Here is a 21776-nt window from a genome sequence, read left to right as displayed (position 1 = left end):
GGGCTGTGGGCTCATCTTCATTCGGAATTACATCGGCCTCTCGCAGGCGACCGCGGCGGCGCGGAGGCCGAGGCCATCCGCTCGGGCGAGAGCATCGCGAGGTCGGCTATACCTTGATGAACCTCGCCGTCGCCACCGACCCCGGCCCCACGCGCGAAGGCTTGCTCGCGCGCGCGGTCGAGGTTCTCGAGCTCGAGCTCAGCCCGGCGCACCCGGAGATGATCCAGGTGCGCCTCTCCGCCGCGCTCCTCGTCCGTGCCGACGCCGGTCGTATCCGTCCGGCGAGCTGCGTTCCCGCCTGAGCTGCCGTTCGGCTACACCTCGATCGTATGCATCCCGAGCGACACCCGGCGGAAGACGTTGGTGGCGAGCCGCTGCTGAGTGTCCTCCTGTTTCAGAGTCTCGTGCCAGAAGGCCGGGGCGAGCTCGAGGGCGCGGCGTCGGGGCCACGACGGGAGCAGGCACAGCAGGTCGCGGATGTAGGCCCAGGGCTCGATGCGGTGAAGCTGGCAGCTCGCCAGGAGCGACACGAAGAGGGTATTGGCGCGGGCGCCCTCCTCGCTGCCGAGGAACAACCAGTTCTTGCGGCCGATGACCTCGCGCCGGAGGTTGCGCTCGGAGATGTTGTTCTCGAGGGGCAGGCGGCCGTCGCCCAGGAAGCGCTGCAGGGCGATCCGCTGATTGCGGGCGTAGCCGAGAGCTCTGGCCAGCGGCGTGCCGTCGAGGGCCAGCGCGGCCTGCTGGTCGCACCAGAGGAAGAAAGCGTCGACGAGGGGTTTCGACTTCGCCTGCCGGACCGACTCTCGCTTCTTGCGAGGCGCCGTCGCCAGCGCGCGCTCGATCCTGAAGAGCGCCTTGATCAGCGACAGCGCGTGCTTGGCCAGCTCCGGCTCCGAGCTGGCATTGCTCCTTCGCCTGCACCCGAGGCGCCAGCGGTGCAGATCGCGGAGCGCCTGGAGCTGCCGATCGAGCGCGGCCTCGCCGGCCCCGGCCTCCTCGCCGACACGATCGTCCATCGCTGGCAAGACCACCTGCCCGGGAACCGCCTCGAGGCGCTCTACGCCCGCGACGGCCTCCAGCTCGCGCGCTCGACGATCTGCGGCTGGCACGAGCAGCTCGCCGACCTCGTCGAGCCGCTCATCGAGGCGATGTTCGCCGATGCCTTCACGCAGCCCTACCTCTGCACGGACGCGACCGGCGTCCTCGTCGAGCTCGAGGTCGGGCGCGTGGTGCTCCGGATCCGTGGTCACGTCGAAGCCGACGTGCTCGGGCGCGTTCTCGACGTGCTGGAGGACCACTGGCGCGAATCGCAGCTCGCGGCCTGTCAGCCCGCGCGCGCCTCGTTTACTGCCGACTCGGCGGTGGCGAGCAATTGCCGCAGCAACGTATCGGGTGGCGCCCGACGGACCGCGGAGCATCCCCACTGCGTGGGCGAGGACATGCCGGCGCCGTATGTCTACAATGCCGGCCTGGAGACCGAGAGGCGAAGATGTCCACGCACAGCGCAACCATCGAATGGTCCAGGCAGGGCAGCAAGTTCACCGACAACAAGTACAGCCGCGAGCACCTCTGGCGCTTCGACGGGGGCGCGGTGGTGCCGGCCTCCAGCTCGCCCGAAGTCGTCAGGGTTCCCCTCTCGAACCCCGCTCATGTCGATCCCGAGGAAGCCTTCGTCGCCTCGGTCGCGAGCTGCCACATGCTGTGGTTTCTTGGCCTGGCCGCTGCCAGGGGCTTCACTGTGGAGTGCTACACCGACACGGCCCGCGGTCTGATGGAAAAGAACGCCGGGGGCAAGGCCTGGATCGCGCGCGTTGTGCTGCACCCGGAGGTGGTCTTCGCGGGCGACCCGGCGCCAGACGACGCCGCCGTCGCGCAACTGCACCACGCGGCTCACGATGCTTGCTTCATCGCCAATTCGATCCGCAGTGAGGTGGCGGTGGAGGGGAGTTGGCGGCATCAACCGACTTAGCGGCCCCCGCCTCGACGCACGGCGACGCCGATGATCGCATCGCTAGTCGCGGTCGTAGGTGTTTGAACCTCGCCCCACTCATCGACTTCCAACGGCGCATCGAAGTCGCCGTCGATGAGGTGGATCCATTCTTCGGCGATCTGGACCCCGAGCGCGAGCATGCGGACGCCATCGACAAGCTGACCGCCGAGCGCGAGCGGTACAAGACGCTGTACATGGAGCTGCTCGAGCGCTGCAAGCTGCTCGAGAAGGGCATCGTCGTCGGCAAGAAGGCCGAGCGCTTCACCGCCGGCGACGACCCACAGCTCGCGCTGCAGATCCTCGAGATGATGCTCGCCGGCCGCGACGTCGTCGTCACGCCTCCTACGTACGCTTTTGAGCATTCACGTCAAGTGCGATTTCGACCCTCACGGTGCGGGGCTCGCTCGACGCCCCGCAGCAGCTCCGCGAAGCCCTTCGGGTCGACGACCACCGAGCGCTGCGCCGGCTCGTCCGCCGCCGGTACCCGGAACAGCGCCCGATGCAGCCGCTTGTACATCAGGCAGTAGCCGTTGTGGTCCCACCACAGCACCTTCACGCGATCGGACCTGCGACTGGCGAACACGAAGACTGCACCGCCGCGCGGGTCCTCGCCGATTACCTGCCGCACCGTGAGCGCGAGCGCATCAAACCCGCGCCGCATGTCCTGCGGCTCGGTGCATACGAAGATCCGAACCGACGCCGGGATCACCGTCGCCCCTCCAACACGTCGAGCACGCTCCCGAGCACGTCGGCCCCGACATGCCCGCGGATCCGGAGGACCACGCGTCCGACCTCGAGCTCGAGCACTCCGGCCTCACTCGTCAGCGAGGCGGCGACCTGCTCCGTCACCTCGACGAAGCCGGCCTCGCCCGTGCCCTGGGCACGTGCATCGGCCCGCGCCGCGTGCAGACGCCATTTCCACCAACCCAGCGTGTGCGGATTGACCCGGATGCGCGCCGCGTACTCCTTGCAGGTCTGACCGCTGGCGATCCAGCCGTCGACCCGCTTGCGCCACGTCGCCTCCGTCGCCGTGCTCATGGCTTGACCTTCGCCCGCGCTCGGGCCGCCCGGTCTCTCGGCCGCATCGGTCGGAAGTCCAGCCGCAGCGCACCGCCGAACGAGCTCGCCTGCCACGACATGTCGCTCGGGATCAGCAGCGCGAACGTCCCTCGCGCCGGCGGCTCGGGCTGCAGCACGACCGCGCCTTGATCACCACGATCTTCATCACTCTCTTTCAACATTCATCCTCCGAGGCCCCCTTGTAGGTCCTCGGCTGGCTTCTCGTCACGACGTAGCTCGCCGGACGCTTACCGTTCTCCGACCCGCCGAACCGATGGGACCGCCGAGCCACGCGGACCCACCTCCGCCGCACCGTCGACGGGATCCGCTGGGTCCTGCACGCTGGCGCGAAGTGGAGCGATATCCCCGCCGAGCACGGCAGAGCCACGACCACGTGGCGCTGGTACGAGCGGTGGTGCGGCGACGGCACCTGGCAGCAGATCGTGGCCTGCCTCGCCCTGCCGCCGACCGTGGTCGGGCGCGAGCCCGGACGCCGGCCGGTGAGGACCACATCGCGGCGGCGCGCCGTCCCGATCGACGTGGATGCGGTCGAGACCTCGGCCCCAATGTAGCCGCCCGGCGCCGTGCGCCTGCCGGCCGCCAGCACGGCGTGTAGTTCTTGTTGTCGGTCAGCCCCTCAACGATGAAGCACGAACCACCGGGGCCGCGGCCCTCGTAGAGGACGTTCTCGAAGGTGACGCCAGCGGGCGGCCTTGGCCGCGAGGAGTGTGGTGCGCGGGCGCAAATCGCAAAGACATTCAGCACGCTCCGGAGGTCGTGTCTCTCGCGCTAAAGCCGCACGAGGTCGCCTGCGCGGAGCAACTCGGCCGGTTGGTGGCCGCCGCGCGGGCAGGCAACCAAGCGCGGGACCCACCGTTCTGAAGGGCGCCCGCGCTGAGAGTTCGATGCTCTCGGCCGGTTATCTAGACCACTTGGCCGGGTTGAAGTGGGCGTAGACGAGCTGGATGGCGTCGTACTCGGAGCCGCTCCTCCCCCGGAAGCCCAGCACGAAATTGCCGGACGGCGGTGCCAGATCGAACTCCTTGTCCCCGCTGGTGCCCCCCGCGGTCACGCTCTGGCCATTGCTGAGGAAGAAAGTCATCTTGTCCATCTTCTTGTTGTATTTGCCCGTGACCCGGACGACGAATTGCCCGGCCTCGACCCTGATGGAGCGGTCCTCCTTGCCGCCGGTCCCCCCGTGTTCCTTCTCCGTGTCCCCGTTCTGGTCGAGGTAGGTCGTGCTCAGCTTGTCGACGCGATCGCCCATCCTCATCTTGATTTGGGTGATGCGCGTGCGCTTTTGGACGTTGTCCAGGGGAGACGGCACGTCGTCGTACGGGTTCCCCCCGGTGCTGCCCTTCTGTTCCGAAGTGCCCCCGGCAAGGCTGAGCTCCGGCGTCCCCTCGTTGAGCGAGGGCAGCGCAGGCTCCGTGAAGGACTGGATCGGATCCTGCGCATACGCGCTCTTCTGCGCGTGGATGGCGCTCAGCTCCTTGCCGCTCATGGCCTTTACCCGGTCGACGTTGGGGTCGACATAGCCACCGTAGAACTTGTAGGTCTCCTGCAACCAGAGGAGCTGATTGTCGAGCCCCTGGACCTGGGCTTCCTTGGCGGTGAGGCCGCCCACGGCCTTGTCACCGATGAAGTAGCGCCGGTTCTTCGCGATGGGCTCGAAGGACGTGGTGATCTCGGGCAGGTGTTCGTAGCCGTCGTACTCGTATCCGAGGACCACCGGCGCGGTGACCGCGAGCGACGGGAAGTCGATCGCGTACTGGATCATCTTGTCGGGCGTGGGCAAGCTGGGGTTCGCGATGCCGGCGACCTGTTGATCGAAGGTGACGTTCACGTTGACCGACTGGATGCACTTGTCCAGCTTACCCTGCAGCGCGGCCTCGAACTTCACCCCGTTGTAGATGCCCTCGGCCTGCAGACCGGCCTCGAGGCCGCGTTGCTGCTCCTTGGTTTGCGCATGGAGCACGTACGCAGCGTAATACTCGCTGCCGGTCGTCAGCGACGTGATGAAGGAGTCGCCGTAGGCCTGGAAGAACCGGCGGAGCGCCTCGTCGCCCTGCGGCGGCTCGACGCCGGGCGACAGGCGGGCATCGGCCAGCGTTTCTGTCTTTTGGACGTGCTGGGAATAGACCACGATCGTGAGGCTGTAAGTCGTGATCTTGATCGAGTTGACGAACTTGGACTTCCGGCTCGCGCCGCCGACCCCCGGGATGCTGGCTCCCAGCGACCAGCTGATTCCAAGCGCCTGGCACACCTGCTCGACGTCCAAACAGACCCGGATTCTTGACTCGCTGATACCTCCACGCTCCACCGTTCCTCCGCTGACGGCGCTCGTGACCCTGCCGTCGCCGTTCACGCTGTCGTAGCCCGCACGCAGCGCTGCCACTTCCGTCAATGGGTTGACCTCTGCGGCCGACTGGCCGCCCGCGCTCGCGTTGCCGTTCGTATTCGTCGAATTCATGTTTTCTCCTGTGTCCTCTGCGTCACGATGGCAGGTGCGGACGTGCGCTTGTCCAACACCACCACCTCCAGGGAGTATCGGCGGTTATGCCGACGCGGGTCAAGCCGTATCGTTATTGCGCGCTCTCGACCTATTCGCGAAATTGCGCCGAGCCTAAGCTACTCGCCACGAATGGGGTAATGGTCGCCTCAAACCCAGGTCTAATTTTACTGCCACAAGAGAGCAATGCGGCCTGCATGGCGAAATCCCTCACTCCAAAGCCGGGCCGAGCGCGAGTTCGCATACCCGCGTCGGTCTCCACCCTCACGCACCACCCGCAGCACCGTCGCGCACGACCGCAGATCGCGTGGTGGTTGCGCTCGAGCACCGCCAACCCCAGTTCCAAATTTCAGCGTCGCAAGGGAGCAATGGGCCTGCATACTGAATCGCTCACGCAAGGCCGGGGACCGGCGGACGACGGCGAGGATCGAGGCGTACCGCCGCGGGCCGGGGGACCGGCGCGGCGGCTACTACGTGCGGCTCAACGGTCTCTTTCAGTTCGGCAAAGAAACCCAGCGCGGCAACCTGCCGGCCGACGTCGTGATCGACCTGAGCACCACGGTCCGATCTGGCTCGTCGGAGTACCCGCTGAACGCCGCGCGCGACTCGATCCCGAGACGGACACCAGCGAGGACGGCATGCCGCCCTCGCCACCTTCCCCGAGCCGACCCGCGTCGCTCTCGCCGCGCTCAGGCGGCCGCGCCCACCGCGGCCGCTACCTCGCGGGCGAACCCTTCGGCCATCACGCGCGCGCGGGCAGGCGAGGGCCAGCCGAGCTCGGCCGGAGCTGTCGCCGCGGTCTCGCAGGTCTCGCGGGGCAGCATCGCCAACGCCCGCAGTTGCGCGGCCTGGACCTCGGCCTGCTGCTCCGCCGGGAGCTGCCCGAAAAGCCATGTGTGAAGATCCCAGGCCAGCTGGCCGTGGCGCAGCTCGTCGGCCGCGATCGCGGCGAACACGGCGCGCAGCTCGGGGCTCCCGGCGTGGCGCGCCTGGTGAGCCGCGAGCGCCGCCGCGAACGCCTCGGACACGCAGCCCTCGACCGCGTTGTGCAGCGCGACGGCGAACAGCTCGCCGCGCGGCGGGTCGGCGGTGGGCACCGGCACCTCGGCGCCCTCGCGCCGTCCAGCGGCGACCCAAAGTGGGGCATGGCGGGTGCTCCGCTGCCTGGTCGCCGGCGACGCCTGCGGATAAAGTGGCTTCTGACGCGGAACGCCTCGGTTTCGAATGGGTTGAGATTGATGCTCACTACAATGCGGCAATCATTCTCGCCGAGCTTGGTGCTGTAAACGAAGCTCTCGCCGAGCTCCGCCTCCTAAGACCCAGATACGAGGCATTGGGGGAGAGACCCACATTAGAAAAGATCGACCATTTTCTAGCGTTGCATGGATGAAGAGGGCGCCCTCCCGAGCCCACGGCGTGAACCCGACGTCGACACCGCCCGCCCGCACGAGATCGGCGCGCAGATCGTCCGCGTGCGTCTCTCCGACGAGCCGGCCCTCGCGTGGAAGTGACCTCCAAAGGCTAGGCGGCTGTAGCTCGACACGAAATCATCAGATTTCGATCCGCAGACGAATATCAGACGGCTCCGAAACCGCCGGGAAATTTAACAGAGAAACGACCCGCCGAACGCACGTTTGCCACTTGAGCCCTGGATCGATCGCCTCCTCGTCAATAGCAACGAGAGCGGCGGGAGTATCGGGTTTCAGACGCAAGTGCAGGCCCATCACGTCCGGCGCCCCCTGGCAGGAACGTACTCTTGGCAGGTTGCGTCGGATCACCGCCTCAGCCTCGTCCGCGAGGTCGAGAGCGCGGCGGGCCTTAGCCTTTCTCATAGGTGCTTGGGGCGTCGTTTGTCGGTTATCGGCTGGAATCGGCGAGCGATCTCCTTGCGGAGGGACCGGCTGGGCTTCGGGCAAAGGCGCCGGCGGCACTGGCGGCGGAACGACCGACGAAACCAGAGGCTCGCCTCCAAGTTTGGCCGGCTCCAAAGGAGCATCCGCGGTGGTGGCTAACTCGTCCTCGCCCGCGCCGCCGCGGAGCCGCCCCGCTTGCCATCCGGCCACGAACACAATCACCAGACCTGCAAGGCCCACAAGCCGCCTTAAGGACAGGTTTAGAGAGAGAGCGCGCCGGCTCGGCTACATGGGCTTTGGCGCCTTGGAGCGGCGGCATAACCCCGGCGACCTCGGCGACCTGAGGCGCCTCGTTGTACTGGCTCTCGGTCTGGTCTTGAGACCGCGGGGACCTCGGCAACCTCGGCGACCTCGGCGATCTCGGGCGATGGGGCGACCTCGGCGCGCTGGGGCGTTGGGGCGTCCTCGGCGCTCCCGCGCAGCGCGCTCGCGGATGCGCCCGGCTACCTGCTGGGCAACTGGACCGGCCTGACGGCCTTTCTCGACGACCCGCTGATCCCGCTCAGCAACAACCGCACCGATCGCGCGCTGCGGGGCATGGTGCTCGGGCGCAAGAATCACTACGGGTCGAGATCGGTGCGCGGCACGCATGTCGCGGCGATCATGTACTCGCTGATCGAGACGTGCATCGTCTGCGGCGTCGACCCCGAGCAGTACCTCCGCTTCACCGCCCGCGCCGCGCTGCGCGAGCCAGGAGTCGCCGTCTTGCCCCAAGAATTCGCCCGCGGGCACAGGCCCGCGGGCGATCGACGCGGCGCGTGACGGCGGGTTCGCCTACGGCCTGTGCAAGAACACGTGCAGTCTCGGACGGCCTGCCGTACTCGACGCAGCTTCGATCGTCTTGACCCGACGCAGCTTCACCGCCATGTCGGCGAGCCGCTTGATGTTCCACGTGATCGATGCGCACGGCGACGCGTTCCCGACGGTGTACTCGTTAGCCGCTCAGATCGCCGCGCCCCGTCCGCCGACTTCGGCACGGCGCGGCGCAGCGGCGCGACGATCGACTTCACCCTCGACGCCAGGCGCTTCGGCTCGCCGCCGATGGGCTGCGAGTCCGTGCCCCTCATCGCCGTGTCACAGCAACGCGGCGAGCGGCTGGCAGCGCTGCCTGCGACGAGGGGCTGAAACCTTACAGTACCCCGAGGGCGTTCTCGGCCCGCGACGGCTATGGCCTGCGCCGTCGCATCTCGGTGAGGAGCCAGACGCTGAAGCTCGGGTACTCGCCGTACGGATCCTCGTCTTCGTCGATGTTGTAGTACTTGATGGGTAGCGCGCTCTCTTGCTCCCTCGGATCCAGAAACACGAAGTGATCGTCGTACCACCAGGCGATCACGATGCCGGGGCGATAGCCATTGAGATGGAGGCCGGCGCCCGACAGGTGGAACATGCCATTGCGGCTGATCCAGCCATGCTGCATCGAACTCTCCAGGTAACGGCGGTAGTCGAGTGGCAAGCTCGTGCGCTCGGGCGCGAACTTTTCGCGAACGGCCACCTCGATCGCTTCGATGCTCGTCGGCGCCGACGACGGTTCGTCCGCGACCAACTCGTCCTGCACCTCCTCCCAGACTGCATCGAAGGTAGCAGCGATGGATTCGGGGCTCCATCCGTGCCGAGATCGATCGGCCATTGCTCCGGTCGCTTCCCCGCACTGTGAATCGCGCCGAGCACCTCGGCAGCCCGACCTCCGATCTCGAAGTCTTCGCTGAGCAGGTGGCTGCACACGGCATCCTCGAGCGCGGGGTGGGGGGCGCGCTCGGCCTCGTCCAGCGCCGCGAGCACCGTGGCCCGGTCTGGCGATCGCAGGCGGCGATCGAGGTCGCGACCGCACTTGAACGTCTTGAACGACACGTTGTCATCGTCGCCGATACGGTCCGCGTCCGCTAGAACGAGCGTGCAAGGTGCTCCTCGGTGACCGCGAGCCCGGCCGGGGCGTCACGCTGACTTGCGCGCTCGCTCGCGCGCTGCGGTAGACCGAGCGACGTGGGTGCTTCGGGCAGTCGTGCGAGCGGTGGCCAGGTCACGCGCCTGCGGTCGGCCGCCACGAATACGTCGTGGTCAGCGTCCGCTGGCGGTTCGCTCTCGTCCGCGCCATGCGCCTCGCTCGACATGAGGCCGCGGTTTCCGGAGGCCCCTGACCTGCGTTTGACGGTCTGATTGCCGCTGCTGCCGGCCATATCCCTCCATGATCAGCGCCCCTTTCCCCTTTCGCCGGGCGTCTCACGTTCCTGTCCGTGGTAGCGAACATCCGTGCCCCGTCTTCTTCTTCGCCGGCTCATCGCCAGGCGGGGCAGCACCTTCGCCGTCGTCCGCCGCCGAATCGTGAACAGGTACGACGCCCCCGACAGCGGATCCTTGCCCAGCGCCTGCTGCACGAGCGCGCTGAGGCCCTCGAAGCCTTGCGCAAGTCGACCTGCCCGACCCCACCCGCGCGGATGCGTGCTGCTATTGGGCCCGCGGCTATTTGTACTGCAGTTGATCGACAGCAGCGGTCCCCGCCGGCCGCTGAGGCGGTGCAGCTCGCCGGCGACGCGCTCCTTGCCGACGCCGGTCTCGCCGAGCACCAGCGCAGGCGAGGGATCGACAGCGCCTCACCCGCCAGCTCGCTGCGCGAGACCTGCGGCGGGTCGACGACGACGCCGGGGCGGGCCGCTCCGGGCCCATCGCCCCGCGCGTGTCCGAGTCGTCGACCAGGGCGTCGCGGCGGCGGCTCAGGCGCGGGCCCTGCAGTGGCAGGCGGCGGGCTACCCGCGCCGGAACCAGCTCGCTGGCCAGCGTGGCGGAGAACTCGCTAGGGCGGCTCGAAGTGGCCCGGTCGCGGCACTAGCCCGGCGGCGCGAACAGGTCGTTCTCGGGCTGGACCAAGGTAAAGCGCGGGACGCTTTCGCCGTCAATCTCGACCGACTCCAGGAACATCGACAAAGGCCGCACCCAAAGGCCGTGTTCGCCGTAGAGCGCCTGGTAGAAGACGACCTGCTCTTCGGTCTCGGAATGTCGGGCGACACCGAAGACTCGGTACTCGGTTCCCTTGTAATGGCGATAGATGCCAGGCTGTAACCGCATGTTCACGCTTGCGACAGATGGTGAGTTCAGGGCGACGAGCGCGACTCGACGCGCGCGGCGATCGCTCTACGGGGCCGTTTGACCGCTCTCCTGTGCTCTTGCCTTCGCTGCGAAATGCTCGCGCAGGGCGTCGTTTCCCCACCCCTCGCCCTTGAGTTTCACGATCTCCGCCACCCGGTCCGCAGCCGAGGCCGCCCACAAGATCCGCACCCCACCGCTTCCGCCCTTCTTCGTCGTCTTGATCCCGACGAAGAGCCCGAGCTTTCGCCATTCCCGAATGGTGGGCACGGTGAGGTTGGCCATTTTCGCCAATTCCTCGGTTGTGAGGGGGAAGGACACCGCGCGGACGGTACCGGACGCGTCGACGCTGCCGCAAGGGTTCAGGCTTGTGCCGGGAGAGCGCGCCGGCAGCTGTCCTGCGGCCGTCCGAGGCGTGCGCCAGCGTGATGATCCCCGAGCCGCCGCGGTTCTGGCGCCCGGCCGAGTAGGCGGCGTCGACCTCGGGCGCCCCGCTCGCCGCCTGCAGCGTGGGACCGGCCCGTGATGGACATGTGACCGGCTCCTCGACCGCGAACTTTTAGGAAGCGCTGAACAGTTGCCCGGCCGAGCGGTTGCGCGCGCCGCGGCGGCGCGCAAGCGGGCATTGACCCGATGATAGACCGATGATAGGCCGAGGATAGCCCATCCTGGCCGAGCCAGGGCGCGCGTCCGCTCCCCGGCCGGCCGGCCGGCTGGACGGAAGCGCGCTTCCGCTGCAACATCGGACGTCGATGGCCACCCCGACCCCTGAATCCTCGGGCACCGCCGCACAACAAGAGGCCCCCGCCCAGCGGCCGCCCGCCGAACACCCGCTCGTGGTGCTGTTCGCAACCTGGATGGCTGGCTCGCGTGAGGCGGGCATGGCGATGCTCCAGCCGGACGCTCCGGACGTGCTGCCGGGCCACCCGCCCGGCGCCTACAAGCGCCCCGGCTTGCGTCAGCACGAATACAAGCGGCCTGGCCAGAAGCGCTCGCAGGGCGAACCCATCCGCGAGCAGCCCGCCCCCGACTTGTTCGGGCGACTCCGGCAGCTCATCCGCTTGTTCTCCGCTCGCCAACGGTTCGACGGGTTCAACCTCGACGAGAGCCTCGGACGGTTCGACGGGACGACAAAGCTCGGGATGGGACACCCGCTGATTCGCGGCGACGTGCGGCGGCTGTACGTGCTTCAGCGCGAGCTACAGCGCAAGTGCCTGACAACCGTCCTGATGAACCTGGCCCCGGCGCCGCGTGCCGCTTTCATCTTGCGTGAGGTCCTCGGGTTCTCTCGCGACGAGACGAACTCGATCTTCGGCACGCCGACCGGCGGGAACGTCGCCTACACGCGCGCCCTTCAAGATCTGCGCGCGGAGTTGGAGTCGGTCTGCGAGCACGTCGATCCGCTCAATGCCTGTAGCTGCCAGAATCGCCTGGCCAGGGCGGTGGAGCACGGCTTCGTCGCCTGGCCGGATCGCGACGACCTCGCCGGCGATACGCCCTTGAAGTCGCAGGGGCCCCAGGAGCCCGAGAAGCTGTACTCCACGCTGCCGCCCCCCATGTGAAGCAGGAGAGCGCGCCTTGACCGTCCTCGCCGATAGCCCGTTCCCGCCGCTCGACCCGGCTGATGTCACTCGTCGGGCTCCGCAGGAGTCGGCCTTCGGCTTGCTCGATCCGCCGCTCGACGTGAGCCCGCCGCTCGACTTGGGAGCCGGCGACGACGATGACGAGCCGGCCGCGGCGGAAGTGGCGGGTCTGCCGCTCGGCCCCTTCGCCGAGCGTTACACGCTGCTGCAAACGCTCGGGGTGGGCGGGATGGGCGTCGTTCAGCTCGCATACGATCGCGTGGCCTGTCGCAACGTGGCGATCAAGCGGATCAAGCCGAGTTATGCGGACACGAGCTTCACGGAGCGCTTTCGGCGGGAATACCGAGCGCTCGCGGCGATCGGGCACCCGGGCGTCCCGGCGATCTACGACATAGGAGAGACCGCCGAGGGCGAGCCCTACTTCGCCATGCAGATCATTTCGGGCGAGACGATCCGCGGCCGCTTGCGCCGCGAGACGACGATACCGCCCGCGCGAGCGCTTGCGCTGGCGATCGACCTCGGCCGCGTGCTGGCGGCGGTTCACGCCGCCGGGGTGATCCATCGCGACGTGAAGCCGGACAATGTGATCCTCGAAGGCGAGCGCGTACGCCTGATCGACTTCGGCGCGGCCCTTCTGACCGCGGACTACTACGACCAGCCGCACCTGCGCGATCCGACCGCGGTCGGCAAGCGCTGGCGAACGGCGGAGACCGAGTGGATCGGCAATCCGGCGTACATGTGCCCGCAGTGGGTCAACGAGGGCAGGGTCTCGCCCGGAACGGACGTTTTCTCGGTCTGCGTGGTCTTGTACGAGATGATCACGGGTCGGCGCTTGTATGCGCCGGAGGTGTACCGCCACCGCGAGATCCGAGCGGAGGAGTTCGCGCCCGAGCTCGGGCCGCTGGTCCTCGAGCTTCGGCGCGGCGTCTCGCGTGTGGCCGAGCGCCACCGCAGCATGGCCGAGCTGGTCCGGGCGCTCGAGATCGTGCAGTCGCGCCTCGCGGCGCCGGCGAAGCGATCGTCGCTGCCGTTTGTCCTCGGGGCCTCGGTCGCATCGTTCGCCCTCGGCGTCGGCGCGACCGTGGCGCTTCTGCGGGCGGCAGCGCCGGGCGAGTCAGCGGTGGCGAGCGCGGTCGTCGAGTCGCCCACCGCCGAGCCGCCGCGGGTCGTAGCACCGCCCGTCGTCGAGCCGCCGCGGATCGTCGAGCCTGCAGTAGCGAGCGCGGCCGTCGAGCCGCGCGCGGCTGAGCCGTCGCGGGTTGTCGAGCCGGCGGCCGCGAGCGCGGTCGTCGAGTCGACCGAGCCGCCGCGGCCCGAGCCGTGGGCGACCCGCATGCGGCGGGCCGAGGCTCGCGCGCGGGCCTGCCTGAAGCGCGCGAAGATCGACGCAGAACCGCTCTTGACGACCATCGCCGCGGGCGAGCCGGCCAGCGTTCGAGGTGTCGCCTCGGACTCGCCGGAGACGCGGTGTATCCGCGAGGCCCTGGAGCACTTCGCCCTCCGCGTCGCCAAGGGGCAGAGGCAACACACCTTTTTCGCTCGGTAGGAGAGCCCATGTTGCTGCGCCTCGTCCTGGTGTCGACCATGCTCCCCCCGCCGCCCTCCGAGGCCGAGGCCGTCGCGGCTTTCAACGAGGGCAAGCTAGAGCTCGCGCTGAAGCTGCACCGCGAGCGGGCCGCCGCTCCGGGTGTCCACGCTCCCGCGGCGCTCTACGGGGTCCACGACAGCCTGCGCGCTCTCTACCGGACGACGGGGGACGTCGCCCACCTGTGCGAGGCTCTCGACGTGGCAAGCGGCCTGCTTGCGCGAGGGGGCTTCGCCAGCGAGAAGGAGCGGGCCTCGTGGGTCGAACTGGAAGCGACCGACGCGGCCCTGGTGGGCAAGGTCGGCGCGAAGTGTGCCTCGCCGCCGAGCGAGCCGACGCCGACGAGCGAGCCGCCGCCGAGCGAGCCGACGCCGACGAGCGAGCCGACGCCGACGCCGATGACCGGGCCGACGCGGACGGCCGGGCCGCGAGCCGAAGGACCGGCGCCACAACCTGGCTCGAAGGACAGCACGCCCGAACCTGGCGCGAAGGACAGACCGCCGTGGAGGCCGCGCGGCCGCGTGATCGCTGCCTCCGTGCTCGGCGGGGTCGGCCTCGGCCTGCTCGGGGGCATGGCTGGCGCGCTCGTGCGACGCGATCAGGCGGAAGCCGAGCTCGCCGCCATCGTCGACGGCGCGCAGGGCCGCGAGTACACGGCCGCCGAGCGGGCCGCGGCGCACGACGCCGATGACCGCTATGTCCGGCTCCATGCGACATGGCCGGCCCTGCTCGCTGTTGGATGTGTAAGCGTAATTACAAGCGTTGCCGTCCTGCTCGCGCCGAGTCGCGCAGGCTCACGCGCGAGAGCGCGCGCCGGCGGCACCGGCTTCGTATACTCGTTCTGAGCCCCCCTGCGCTCGGAGGTCGCCATGTTCCGCGGTCGCGCTGTGTCCCTCTGCATGTTCTTCGCGCTCGGCGCCTGTGTCGATCACGCGCCGTCGTGGGCCGACTTCCTCGCCAACGACATGACCGCCGGGACAGGTGCGAGCAGCGACGGGGGAGCGGCGGAGATGACGGGCCCCGCGAACTCGAGCGACGAGCCGAGCCCGGCGACCGGCGAGCCCGAGGACACGACGGACGCGACGAGCACGGGTGAGGCCGGCAGCACAGCCAGCGACGCCGAGCTGCTCCCGCCGCGGATCCTCGGCGTCGACGTGCCAGCGAAAGTCCACCTCGCCGGCTCGGTGCCGGTGACGGTGACGACCGAGGGCGCGAGCCTCGTGAGGGCCACCCTCGACGGCGCCGAGCTGGAGCCGTTCACCGATCAGGGCGGCGGCGTGTGGACCGGCGCCGCGCCGTGCTTCGGCTCGATCGACAACGGCGCGCACGTGCTCGAAGTGACCGCCATGCGCGGGCCGCTCGCGCACGTGTGGCCGCCGGTGATGTTCGAGGTCGCCACGCCGGCGTCCGGCGATCTCGCGTGGGCCAGGCTGGGGCCGAGCGGCTCGACCTCGCGGCGCGTCGTCGCAACGCCCGAGGGGGACGCGATCGAGGTCGGTTCCGTCGTCGTCGACGGGGCGCCGCGCCCGTCGATCCGGAAGCGGCGGGGCAAGGACGGCGCGGAGGTCTGGGCCGAGGGAACGATTGTGCTCGACTCGCGCGAGGGCGCGGTCGATGCGGTCGCGCTGACGCCGGACGGCGAGATCTGGGTCGCGATGAATGTCCGCCAGGCGGACAGCAAGTGGCGGCCGCGGATCCTCTTGCTCGACGCGGAAGGCCACGAGACGAGCGTCGAGATGCCGACCGAGGCCGGGACGACGGTGCGGGGCATCGCCAGCGACGACGCGAGCGGCTGTATCGCGGTCGGCTTCGGCGGCTCGGGCTACGGCGACACGGACATCAAGATCTGGCGGATGAACGCGGAGGGCGTCGCGGTCGTGAGCGCGAAGGGCTGGGACCACGGACCCAATGGTCAACTGAACCTGCACGAATTCGACGACCTCGCGTTCGACGTGGTGATCAAGGACGGCGTCGCCTGGGTCGTCGGCGCGAGCACCGGCGAACACGACAATGGTTGGTGGGACGAGACACGCGGGATCCTCGTGCCGTTGGCCCTTGAGACCGGTGCGCGACTCGACCCAGTGGTCGTGCAGGCGGCAAGCGGCGGATGGCGGCAAGGCATGTACCTCGGGGCAGCCGCACACCCGGACGGCGTGGTTGTCGTCGGCTACGGCGCGACGGGTGACGGCACGTCGCAGCGGATCGAGATCGCGATCTACGACGCCAGCGGCGCCCGGATCTGGTGGTCGCCCGAGGCGGCCGGGGATGCCGCGTACGGGACAGGGGTCGCCGTGAGCGCGCACGGAGGGGTGATCGCCGTGGGAGTCGTGATGGACGGGGGTACGCTCCGCGGCGTCGTGCTCGGGCGCAAGGGTTTGACGTACGAGCACAAGTTCTCGTCGGGCCTGGACCCGTCCGCGGTTTACGGCGCTGCGGTCGACCCCTGGGATCAGGTGTTCGCGGTCGGCGAGCTGACGTCCGGAGGCGTGCGGTACGCCCGGGCGGCGTTCGTGCGCCAGTGAGCGTGGCTCACTGTGGGATGAAGGCGTTGCACGCCTCGTGAACGAGATCGGCCGCCTCGCTGAAGAACCCGTCGTAGCTGTCGGCGCAGATGTTGCCTTCGTGGTGATAGTCGAAGGTCTTGATCACTTCGCGCAGGTGGATCGGCCAGAGGCCGTCATCGTAGACGCAGCCGGGCACGGGCTCGCCCTCCAGCGGTTGCGCGATGATGGCGAGTCCGACGACCGCGTGCTCGTCGCCACCCTTGGCGGCCACCACCGCGTCGTGAACCTTCTTCGCGCTCAGGACCGACTCGTCGTCCTCGTTGTCCATGATGAAGACGAATACGAGCAGGGCGTCGTCGCGTAAAAAACCCTCGTTGCAACCGCCCGGGCCGTTGAGCTCGTCGGACACCGCGGCGACGAGGGTGTCGGCGAGCGGCGGATCGTCGCCGAAGGTGCCCACCTGTGCGATGCAAGCGAACGCGTCCGGATCGGTCTCGCCCTCGATGATGTAGCGGTTCCCCCCGTAGAGCTCGCACGGGTGGTTGGTGGCGTAGGGGCCGGCGTTGTAGAGCAGACCCGCGCCGCGGGTCCGGTCGCACTTGAACACGGTGTCGGCGTGCGAGCCGCAGACGTAGTCCATGGCGTTCGGGCCGCAGTTGCCCTTGTTCCCGCAGTTCTCGGCTGCTTCGCAGCCGAGGCCCCGCCATTTCTCGTCCGTGTTCACGCTGATGATGTGCCGGTCGAAGCCGGCGAACTTCGTCTCCAACACATCAAGGAAGCCGGGGAAGCTCGCTACGAGTTGATCTTGCTCCCCGGCCATCGTGAAGAGCGCCGAGATCACGAACACGAAGTCGATCTTGCCCTTGCAGCCCGCAGGCGTCGGGTCGTCGAGGTCCGGCGGCGGGGCCATGTCGAACGTCGACGCCGAGTTGCTCGCCGCGGCGCTGTCCTCGGCGGTCCCGCCGGTCGAGCTCGTCGTCGAGGTCGACGTCGTCGTGCTGCCCGAGCTGCTCGACGTGTGCGCGACCGACGTGACGCCCGTCGTCGTCGTCGTGAACGCCGGCGAGTTGTCGGTCCCACAGCCAAGGGCGACTGCAGCGGCGAGGGCGAGACGACGCGGCACCCTCGAAGGGTAGCGCGGCACGGCGCGCGATGTCACGCATCCCAGCGCCATCGGCGCATCTGGCGGGCAATCTCGCCCCCGTACCACTGCTCATGCGTGCAGGGTCCCCGAAGATTCGCCAGCCAAGAGCAGATTGTCGAGGCCGCAGGCGCGCCTTCCCCCGTCGTCCGCAAGTGGGTGCTCGGCGAACTGATGCCCGAGCCGCGCCGCGTCGGCGGCGGCCATGCCCAGGGCAGCAGGAACCTGTGGCCGCCATGGGCCATCGAGCGAGCCCGCTGGATCCGCGAGCAACTCGACCGGGGAGCCTCGCTGGACCAGCTCGCCCAGCTGGTGCGGCACGGTCTCGGCCTGCCCTCTGCGCCGATCCTCGAAGCTGACGCCGAGTGCGAGTTCGCGCACGAGAAGTCAGGGGAATCGGAGGCCGGTGAGGCGAGTCCGACGAGCATGGACGAGACGCCGCCCCCCGAGCCGCCCGGCATCCCCCTGGACAGCCTCAACCTCCTCGCCGCCAAGCGCCGGCTTTGCGAACTGGCCCTCGAGCGCGGCGGCTCCATCATCGGCGCTGCCCAGTTGCTGGGCATTACTCGTCACGGGCTCCGGCGCCGAATCATCAAGCTCAGGCTGGAGTGGCTGCGCTCGCAATCCGCGTGACCCGCCGGCGCCGTCAGCACGGCAGGCGGGTTGGGGAGAAGAGCAACGAACGCGAACACTGAGACGGACAGTGACATCGACATGACGCCGGAGGTTCGCGAACGCCTCGAGACGACGTTCGTCGGCTGCGACGCCGCGAGGGGGCCGCCAGGTCGGGCTCGCCTCCCGCGCGGGCGGCCAGGCGCGCTGGCGACCCGCACGGCGCTCCTATCAATGGACCGCGAACCGACGGACCCACATGTGACTCGGCGAGCCTTCCACCGGGTCTGCCGGCGCATCCCAGTAACCGGCGGCGACGGCGAAGCCGGGCCCGAAATCGACGCCCTTGGCTGTCTCCCTGAGGGCGTCGCTCTTGGAGAAGTAAGAGATCCACGTCGGCATGCCGTCTCCGGTCAGGTGACGCGCGAAGCTGTACGTGCCTTGGGTGTCGGCGATCCGGCTGGTGCCGACGGCGACGATCGTCTCGTCGGCGCCGACGACGACATCGTCAAACCCCTCTTCGGGCGCGTCGCCGGTGAAACGCCACACCTCCGCGCCGTCGGGACCGACGCGGCGCAGCGCGGCCCTGTAGCGCCCGTCATCGTCGTGGTCGCCGTGACCCGCGAGCAACAGGTCTCCGTCGCCGATCGCGGCGACACCGGACCACACCCCAGCATCCTCCTCCTGGCTCCACAGCGGGGCCCCGTCCTGGTCGAGGACCACCACGAGAGAGTGCCAGAACAGGTCTTCGTCTCGACCGACGAAGCCCACTGCAGCGACCGCGGACCCGGAGACCGCGACGCCGGTGGCATCGATGCGCCCATCGTCTCCGTGGTTGACTTTCCACGCGACGGCGCCCGTGGCGGGATCGTGACGACGGACGACGAGGTCCTGGCTGTCGTCGCCCTGCAGCTCGCTGCCGACCGAATACAGGCCGCCGTCGCCGAGCGCGAGCGCCCGGATACCGTCGCCGACGCCGGCCAGAGGCTCCTCGAACGTCCACAGCGTCGCGCCTTCGGGCCCGAATGCGTGGAGGATCGGCGCACCGGCGCCCGCGACGCCCCCGTCGCCGGCCGCGAAGATGCGCCCCTCCTCGTCCACGGTCACGCCCGTGAAAGTCGTGAACTGCCGCGCGCCGTTCGGTACGTCGCGTCGCCAGACGAGGGATCCCGAGGGATCGAGGACCATGACGAACGCCATGTTGTTATCCTCTCCGACGACGACGATGCGGCCCGCTGGATCGACGGCGACGTCCAGGCCGATGATTCCCCACAAGACGCCATGATCCTTGCGCGTCCACTCGACGAGCGCGGTCTGCCGACAATCGCGGTCGCAGCCGTCGTCGGAGACGTCGTTGGCGTCGTCGCATGCCTCGTCGCCGCCGACCACGCCGTCGCCGCAGACCGCCGGCTCCGGCGCGGCGGTGCTGGACTCGTCGTCGGCGCCGTCGGTCGCCGTCAATTGCGGGGTGTTTCCGACCGTGTAGTCAAGGACGCACGCGGACGACAAGGCCGCAGCGAGGACGAGCAGACGGGCGGGCGGGCTGTGCGATCGAATTTGGCTCATGGGTTGCTCCTTCACTGGATTCTTCTCCACCCGGAGGCTCGTTCGTCACGGCGGCGAGCCGCGAAGTGACAAGACATCGCGCCGCGGCTCCTGCGGCCCGGCGCGACCGGATACGGACCTGTCCATTTGGACATCCTCTCCAAACCCGCCCCTTCAACCGCCGATCAAGATCTCGATGTCCACGGTATCCGGGAACGACAGCGGCTCGCTCCGCGTCTGCGGCTCGCTCAGCACGACCGCGTCCGTCAGCTTGCAGTGGCTCCCGGGACTCGGCGGCTCGCACTCGCAGGCGCCGAGACAGCCATGGAACGCCGTCACGGTGATGTCGTAGACGCCCGCCGGCCGCGTCCGCGCCGCCACGCACTCTCCCGCGCATCCCTCTCCCGGCGCGCATTCGGCGGGCATTTGCATGACCTCCGCGTCGGCCCCTGCCCAGTTCAGCGCGAAGCGGGCGCCGGGATCGAGCCGCAGTTTCGGTAGCCCTCCGCAGTCCTCGCACCCGCGCTCGCACACACCCTGCAGCAGCTCATCGCATAGTGGCGCGGCGCAGTCGCCCTCGACGAAATAGTGGTCAAGCCCCTTCGCGTCGGTGATCTGCAGCGCCGGCAGCTTGGCGCACCCGACCGACTCGAGCCAGACCGGCGTGTCGCCGGCGTTGGTGATCGTGATCGACACCATCTCGTTGAAGTCCTGGTCGGACAGGAAATCGGCGCACATCAGCGGCCCGCCGGTCGGCATCTGGGTCGGATTCGTGGCCGTGTCGGTGCCGCCCGTCGTCGGCGTGCTCGTCGGCTCCGTCTCGCCGGTCGCCGTGGATTGGGGGGTGTTTCCGACCGGGTAGTCGAGGACGCACGCGGACGGCAGGGCCGCGGCGAGGACGAGCAGACAGAGGGGCGGGCTGTGTGATCGGAGGTGGCTCACCGGTCACTCCTTCACCTGTCCTGTTCTCCACGTCGAGGCTCGTCCGTCACGGCGCGAGCGTGAAAGAAAAGACAGGAACTTCGCGCGCGCGTCGGCTCGGCTGCGCGGGGCGGGCCGCTCATCCGACGGCGGGTGCCGGTAGTGTTAGGCTCTCCGTTCCTCGACGATGCCAGTTTCCTTCGTTCTTGCCGGGTTTCTCGCCGCGCAGGTCCCCGAGCCACCGAGCCGGCTGGTGTGGGAAGCTCCGAGGGACTGCCCGGGACGCGAGGCGTTGCTGGCGGCGATCGATCGCCGGCTCGGGCGGAGGTTCGTCGACGAGGTTCGGGTCGACGCCCGCGTCACGGCGCACGCCGAAGCCCCGCGCTTTCGCCTCGCGCTCCAGATCTCGGCGCAGGGCCGCGGCCAGGTGCGGACGCTGACGTCTCAGCGCTGCGCGGCGCTCGTCGACGCGACGGCGCTGCTGGTGGCGACGGCCGCCACCCGTCGCGAGGCGAAGGGGAGCGGCGCGGCGCCGCCCGCAGATCCGCAAATCGACGAGGGCGAGGTGGAAATGGGGGAAACGACGGCGGTGTCGCCCGCGGAGCCGACGACGGAAGCGTCTCCCGTCGACGCCGCGGAGCCGCTCCGTCGCGAATCGGTGCAATCGAGCCGCGAGACGCCCCCGACGCCGGATCCGCCGCCGGCCGCGACGCCGGGGCTCGACGGTGAAGTCGAGATGCGCGTGCCCGGGCCTGCCCCCGCGGACGATTCCGGGCAGTCGGCGACGACGAGCGGCCGCATGCGGAGGCGCCCGGGCGGGCTGATGAGGATCCAGGGAGGGCCTGAACTCGGGGCGGTCCCGGGCGTGACCGCCGCGGTCGCGCTGGTCGGTGGCCTGCTGTGGCGACGCGCGCGGCTGGAATTCCGGGGCATGTTCCTCGCGCCGCGCAGGACAGATCGCCCAGAGGGCTCGTTGCGGGCGTTCGGGGCCATGGGCGCGGTGCTCGGGTGCGGACGCCCGGGCACGAAGCGGGTCGAGATCCCGCTGTGCGGCGGCCTGGAGCTGGGAGGGGTCCGCGGAGTCGCGCAGGATGTGGCGGGAGCCCGGGGGATGACCGGGCTGTGGCTGGCGGTCGTGGCCTCGGCCGGGGTGGCGGTGGTGGTGCACCCGCGGGTTCGGCTCGGGGTAGCGCTGGAGGGGGTCGCTGGAATCTTCGTGCCTGGCTTCGTAGTGGTCGCCCCCGGATCGCGGGTGTCCCTGTTCGACTCGTCCCTGATCTCCGGCCGGTTGCTCGTCGGCGTGGAGCTACGCTTTCGCGATCCGCGGTGACGG

General features: G+C 69.3%; 24 protein-coding genes. 11 read left to right on the top strand and 13 right to left on the bottom strand.

Features of this window, described 5'->3' with window-relative positions:
- Positions 1-116 precede the first annotated feature (116 nt).
- Positions 117-302 carry a hypothetical protein gene (locus OV090_RS30930; RefSeq protein ID WP_267708246.1) on the top strand — a complete coding sequence of 62 codons (186 nt, stop codon included), beginning with the start codon at positions 117-119 and terminating at the stop codon, positions 300-302.
- A gap of 12 nt (positions 303-314) precedes the next feature.
- Here the strand turns inward: OV090_RS30930 and OV090_RS30925 are convergent, their stop codons facing one another.
- Positions 315-1298, bottom strand: coding sequence for a transposase (locus OV090_RS30925; protein WP_267708245.1), 984 nt, complete (start codon positions 1296-1298; stop codon positions 315-317).
- Positions 1299-1489: 191 nt separating this feature from the next.
- Between OV090_RS30925 and OV090_RS30920 the strand changes: the two genes are divergently transcribed.
- The gene (locus tag OV090_RS30920) at positions 1490-1969 is read left to right on the top strand and encodes an OsmC family protein (RefSeq protein ID WP_267708244.1); all 480 of its coding nucleotides are present in this window, start codon (positions 1490-1492) and stop codon (positions 1967-1969) included.
- Here the strand turns inward: OV090_RS30920 and OV090_RS30915 are convergent.
- The 5 genes from OV090_RS30915 to OV090_RS30895 all read right to left on the bottom strand — a co-directional run bounded on the left by OV090_RS30915 (position 1966) and on the right by OV090_RS30895 (position 6658).
- Positions 1966-2352, bottom strand: a complete 387-nt coding sequence (locus OV090_RS30915) for a hypothetical protein (protein WP_267708243.1) — start codon at positions 2350-2352, stop codon at positions 1966-1968. The two genes, OV090_RS30920 and OV090_RS30915, sit on opposite strands and share 4 nt — an antisense overlap.
- A gap of 5 nt (positions 2353-2357) precedes the next feature.
- Positions 2358-2699 (bottom strand): IS66 family insertion sequence element accessory protein TnpB, encoded by a 342-nt coding sequence (gene tnpB, locus OV090_RS30910; RefSeq protein ID WP_267708242.1) that lies wholly within the window; start codon positions 2697-2699, stop codon positions 2358-2360.
- Positions 2696-3028 carry a hypothetical protein gene (locus tag OV090_RS30905; RefSeq protein WP_267708241.1) on the bottom strand — a complete coding sequence of 111 codons (333 nt, stop codon included), beginning with the start codon at positions 3026-3028 and terminating at the stop codon, positions 2696-2698. Before OV090_RS30905 ends, tnpB (OV090_RS30910) begins: the two co-directional genes overlap by 4 nt.
- A 940-nt stretch (positions 3029-3968) precedes the next feature.
- Entirely contained in the window at positions 3969-5522 is a 1554-nt protein-coding gene (locus OV090_RS30900) for a jacalin-like lectin (protein ID WP_267708240.1), read from the bottom strand.
- Between the two features lie 728 nt (positions 5523-6250).
- Positions 6251-6658: a hypothetical protein gene (locus OV090_RS30895; protein WP_267708239.1), complete on the bottom strand. Its 408-nt coding sequence runs from the start codon at positions 6656-6658 to the stop codon at positions 6251-6253.
- Between the two features lie 285 nt (positions 6659-6943).
- On the opposite strand from OV090_RS30895, the gene OV090_RS30890 reads away from it, so the two are divergent.
- Together OV090_RS30890 and OV090_RS30885 are read left to right on the top strand one after the other, a co-directional pair.
- On the top strand, positions 6944-7072 hold the full coding sequence (locus tag OV090_RS30890) for a hypothetical protein (RefSeq protein ID WP_267708238.1): 129 nt from the start codon (positions 6944-6946) through the stop codon (positions 7070-7072).
- 759 nt (positions 7073-7831) lie between these two features.
- A complete protein-coding gene (locus OV090_RS30885; RefSeq protein ID WP_267712103.1) occupies positions 7832-8236 on the top strand; it encodes a transposase in 405 nt (134 codons plus the stop codon).
- A gap of 403 nt (positions 8237-8639) precedes the next feature.
- On the opposite strand, the gene OV090_RS30880 is transcribed toward OV090_RS30885, so the two are convergent.
- A complete protein-coding gene (locus OV090_RS30880; RefSeq protein ID WP_267708237.1) occupies positions 8640-9101 on the bottom strand; it encodes a hypothetical protein in 462 nt (153 codons plus the stop codon).
- 23 nt (positions 9102-9124) lie between these two features.
- On the opposite strand from OV090_RS30880, the gene OV090_RS30875 reads away from it, so the two are divergent.
- Entirely contained in the window at positions 9125-9358 is a 234-nt protein-coding gene (locus OV090_RS30875; protein ID WP_267708236.1) for a hypothetical protein, read from the top strand.
- A 302-nt stretch (positions 9359-9660) separates the two neighbouring features.
- Here the strand turns inward: OV090_RS30875 and tnpB (OV090_RS30870) are convergent, their stop codons facing one another.
- The 3 genes from tnpB (OV090_RS30870) to OV090_RS30855 form a co-directional block, all read right to left on the bottom strand.
- Entirely contained in the window at positions 9661-10035 is a 375-nt protein-coding gene (gene tnpB, locus OV090_RS30870) for an IS66 family insertion sequence element accessory protein TnpB (protein WP_346660407.1), read from the bottom strand.
- A gap of 259 nt (positions 10036-10294) precedes the next feature.
- On the bottom strand, positions 10295-10534 hold the full coding sequence (locus tag OV090_RS30860) for a DUF1653 domain-containing protein (RefSeq protein WP_267712101.1): 240 nt from the start codon (positions 10532-10534) through the stop codon (positions 10295-10297).
- Between the two features lie 66 nt (positions 10535-10600).
- Positions 10601-10873 (bottom strand): MerR family transcriptional regulator, encoded by a 273-nt coding sequence (locus OV090_RS30855; RefSeq protein ID WP_267708235.1) that lies wholly within the window; start codon positions 10871-10873, stop codon positions 10601-10603.
- Positions 10874-11304: 431 nt separating this feature from the next.
- Between OV090_RS30855 and OV090_RS30850 the strand changes: the two genes are divergently transcribed.
- The 4 genes from OV090_RS30850 to OV090_RS30835 are packed head-to-tail and all read left to right on the top strand — an operon-like array spanning position 11305 to position 16242.
- The gene (locus OV090_RS30850; protein WP_267708234.1) at positions 11305-12114 is read left to right on the top strand and encodes a hypothetical protein; all 810 of its coding nucleotides are present in this window, start codon (positions 11305-11307) and stop codon (positions 12112-12114) included.
- Positions 12115-12130: 16 nt separating this feature from the next.
- Positions 12131-13681 (top strand): serine/threonine-protein kinase, encoded by a 1551-nt coding sequence (locus OV090_RS30845; RefSeq protein ID WP_267708233.1) that lies wholly within the window; start codon positions 12131-12133, stop codon positions 13679-13681.
- 8 nt (positions 13682-13689) lie between these two features.
- Positions 13690-14565 carry a hypothetical protein gene (locus OV090_RS30840; protein ID WP_267708232.1) on the top strand — a complete coding sequence of 292 codons (876 nt, stop codon included), beginning with the start codon at positions 13690-13692 and terminating at the stop codon, positions 14563-14565.
- A 54-nt stretch (positions 14566-14619) separates the two neighbouring features.
- Positions 14620-16242, top strand: coding sequence for a hypothetical protein (locus tag OV090_RS30835; RefSeq protein ID WP_267708231.1), 1623 nt, complete (start codon positions 14620-14622; stop codon positions 16240-16242).
- A 7-nt stretch (positions 16243-16249) separates the two neighbouring features.
- On the opposite strand, the gene OV090_RS30830 is transcribed toward OV090_RS30835, so the two are convergent.
- Positions 16250-17347 carry a hypothetical protein gene (locus OV090_RS30830; RefSeq protein WP_267708230.1) on the bottom strand — a complete coding sequence of 366 codons (1098 nt, stop codon included), beginning with the start codon at positions 17345-17347 and terminating at the stop codon, positions 16250-16252.
- Positions 17348-17443: 96 nt separating this feature from the next.
- Between OV090_RS30830 and OV090_RS30825 the strand changes: the two genes are divergently transcribed.
- On the top strand, positions 17444-17998 hold the full coding sequence (locus OV090_RS30825) for a hypothetical protein (RefSeq protein ID WP_267708229.1): 555 nt from the start codon (positions 17444-17446) through the stop codon (positions 17996-17998).
- Positions 17999-18208: 210 nt separating this feature from the next.
- Here OV090_RS30825 and OV090_RS30820 read toward each other — a convergent pair whose 3' ends face one another.
- Both OV090_RS30820 and OV090_RS30815 read right to left on the bottom strand, forming a co-directional pair.
- Entirely contained in the window at positions 18209-19366 is a 1158-nt protein-coding gene (locus tag OV090_RS30820; protein ID WP_267708228.1) for a hypothetical protein, read from the bottom strand.
- A gap of 330 nt (positions 19367-19696) precedes the next feature.
- Positions 19697-20281 carry a hypothetical protein gene (locus OV090_RS30815; RefSeq protein WP_267708227.1) on the bottom strand — a complete coding sequence of 195 codons (585 nt, stop codon included), beginning with the start codon at positions 20279-20281 and terminating at the stop codon, positions 19697-19699.
- Positions 20282-20735: 454 nt separating this feature from the next.
- On the opposite strand from OV090_RS30815, the gene OV090_RS30810 reads away from it, so the two are divergent.
- Positions 20736-21773 carry a hypothetical protein gene (locus OV090_RS30810; RefSeq protein WP_267708226.1) on the top strand — a complete coding sequence of 346 codons (1038 nt, stop codon included), beginning with the start codon at positions 20736-20738 and terminating at the stop codon, positions 21771-21773.
- Positions 21774-21776 lie beyond the last annotated feature (3 nt).

It is taken from the genome of Nannocystis sp. RBIL2 (assembly GCF_026626745.1).
GTDB lineage: Bacteria > Myxococcota_A > Polyangia > Nannocystales > Nannocystaceae > Nannocystis.
The sequence above is the reverse complement of the archived record's forward strand: the minus strand, read 5'-3'. Positions and strand labels throughout refer to the sequence as shown.

What these genes read in the sequence shown, in the direction of transcription:
- OV090_RS30930 (WP_267708246.1), top strand. Translation starts at nt 117, where the DNA reads ATGAACCTCGCCGTCGCCACCGACCCCGGCCCCACGCGCGAAGGCTTG.
- OV090_RS30815 (WP_267708227.1), bottom strand. Translation starts at nt 20,281, where the DNA reads ATGCCGACCGGCGGGCCGCTGATGTGCGCCGATTTCCTGTCCGACCAG.
- OV090_RS30860 (WP_267712101.1), bottom strand. Translation starts at nt 10,534, where the DNA reads ATGCGGTTACAGCCTGGCATCTATCGCCATTACAAGGGAACCGAGTAC.
- OV090_RS30880 (WP_267708237.1), bottom strand. Translation starts at nt 9,101, where the DNA reads ATGGCCGATCGATCTCGGCACGGATGGAGCCCCGAATCCATCGCTGCT.
- OV090_RS30850 (WP_267708234.1), top strand. Translation starts at nt 11,305, where the DNA reads ATGGCCACCCCGACCCCTGAATCCTCGGGCACCGCCGCACAACAAGAG.
- OV090_RS30835 (WP_267708231.1), top strand. Translation starts at nt 14,620, where the DNA reads ATGTTCTTCGCGCTCGGCGCCTGTGTCGATCACGCGCCGTCGTGGGCC.
- OV090_RS30915 (WP_267708243.1), bottom strand. Translation starts at nt 2,352, where the DNA reads ATGCTCAAAAGCGTACGTAGGAGGCGTGACGACGACGTCGCGGCCGGC.
- OV090_RS30920 (WP_267708244.1), top strand. Translation starts at nt 1,490, where the DNA reads ATGTCCACGCACAGCGCAACCATCGAATGGTCCAGGCAGGGCAGCAAG.
- OV090_RS30905 (WP_267708241.1), bottom strand. Translation starts at nt 3,028, where the DNA reads ATGAGCACGGCGACGGAGGCGACGTGGCGCAAGCGGGTCGACGGCTGG.
- OV090_RS30840 (WP_267708232.1), top strand. Translation starts at nt 13,690, where the DNA reads ATGTTGCTGCGCCTCGTCCTGGTGTCGACCATGCTCCCCCCGCCGCCC.
- OV090_RS30890 (WP_267708238.1), top strand. Translation starts at nt 6,944, where the DNA reads ATGGATGAAGAGGGCGCCCTCCCGAGCCCACGGCGTGAACCCGACGTC.
- OV090_RS30900 (WP_267708240.1), bottom strand. Translation starts at nt 5,522, where the DNA reads ATGAATTCGACGAATACGAACGGCAACGCGAGCGCGGGCGGCCAGTCG.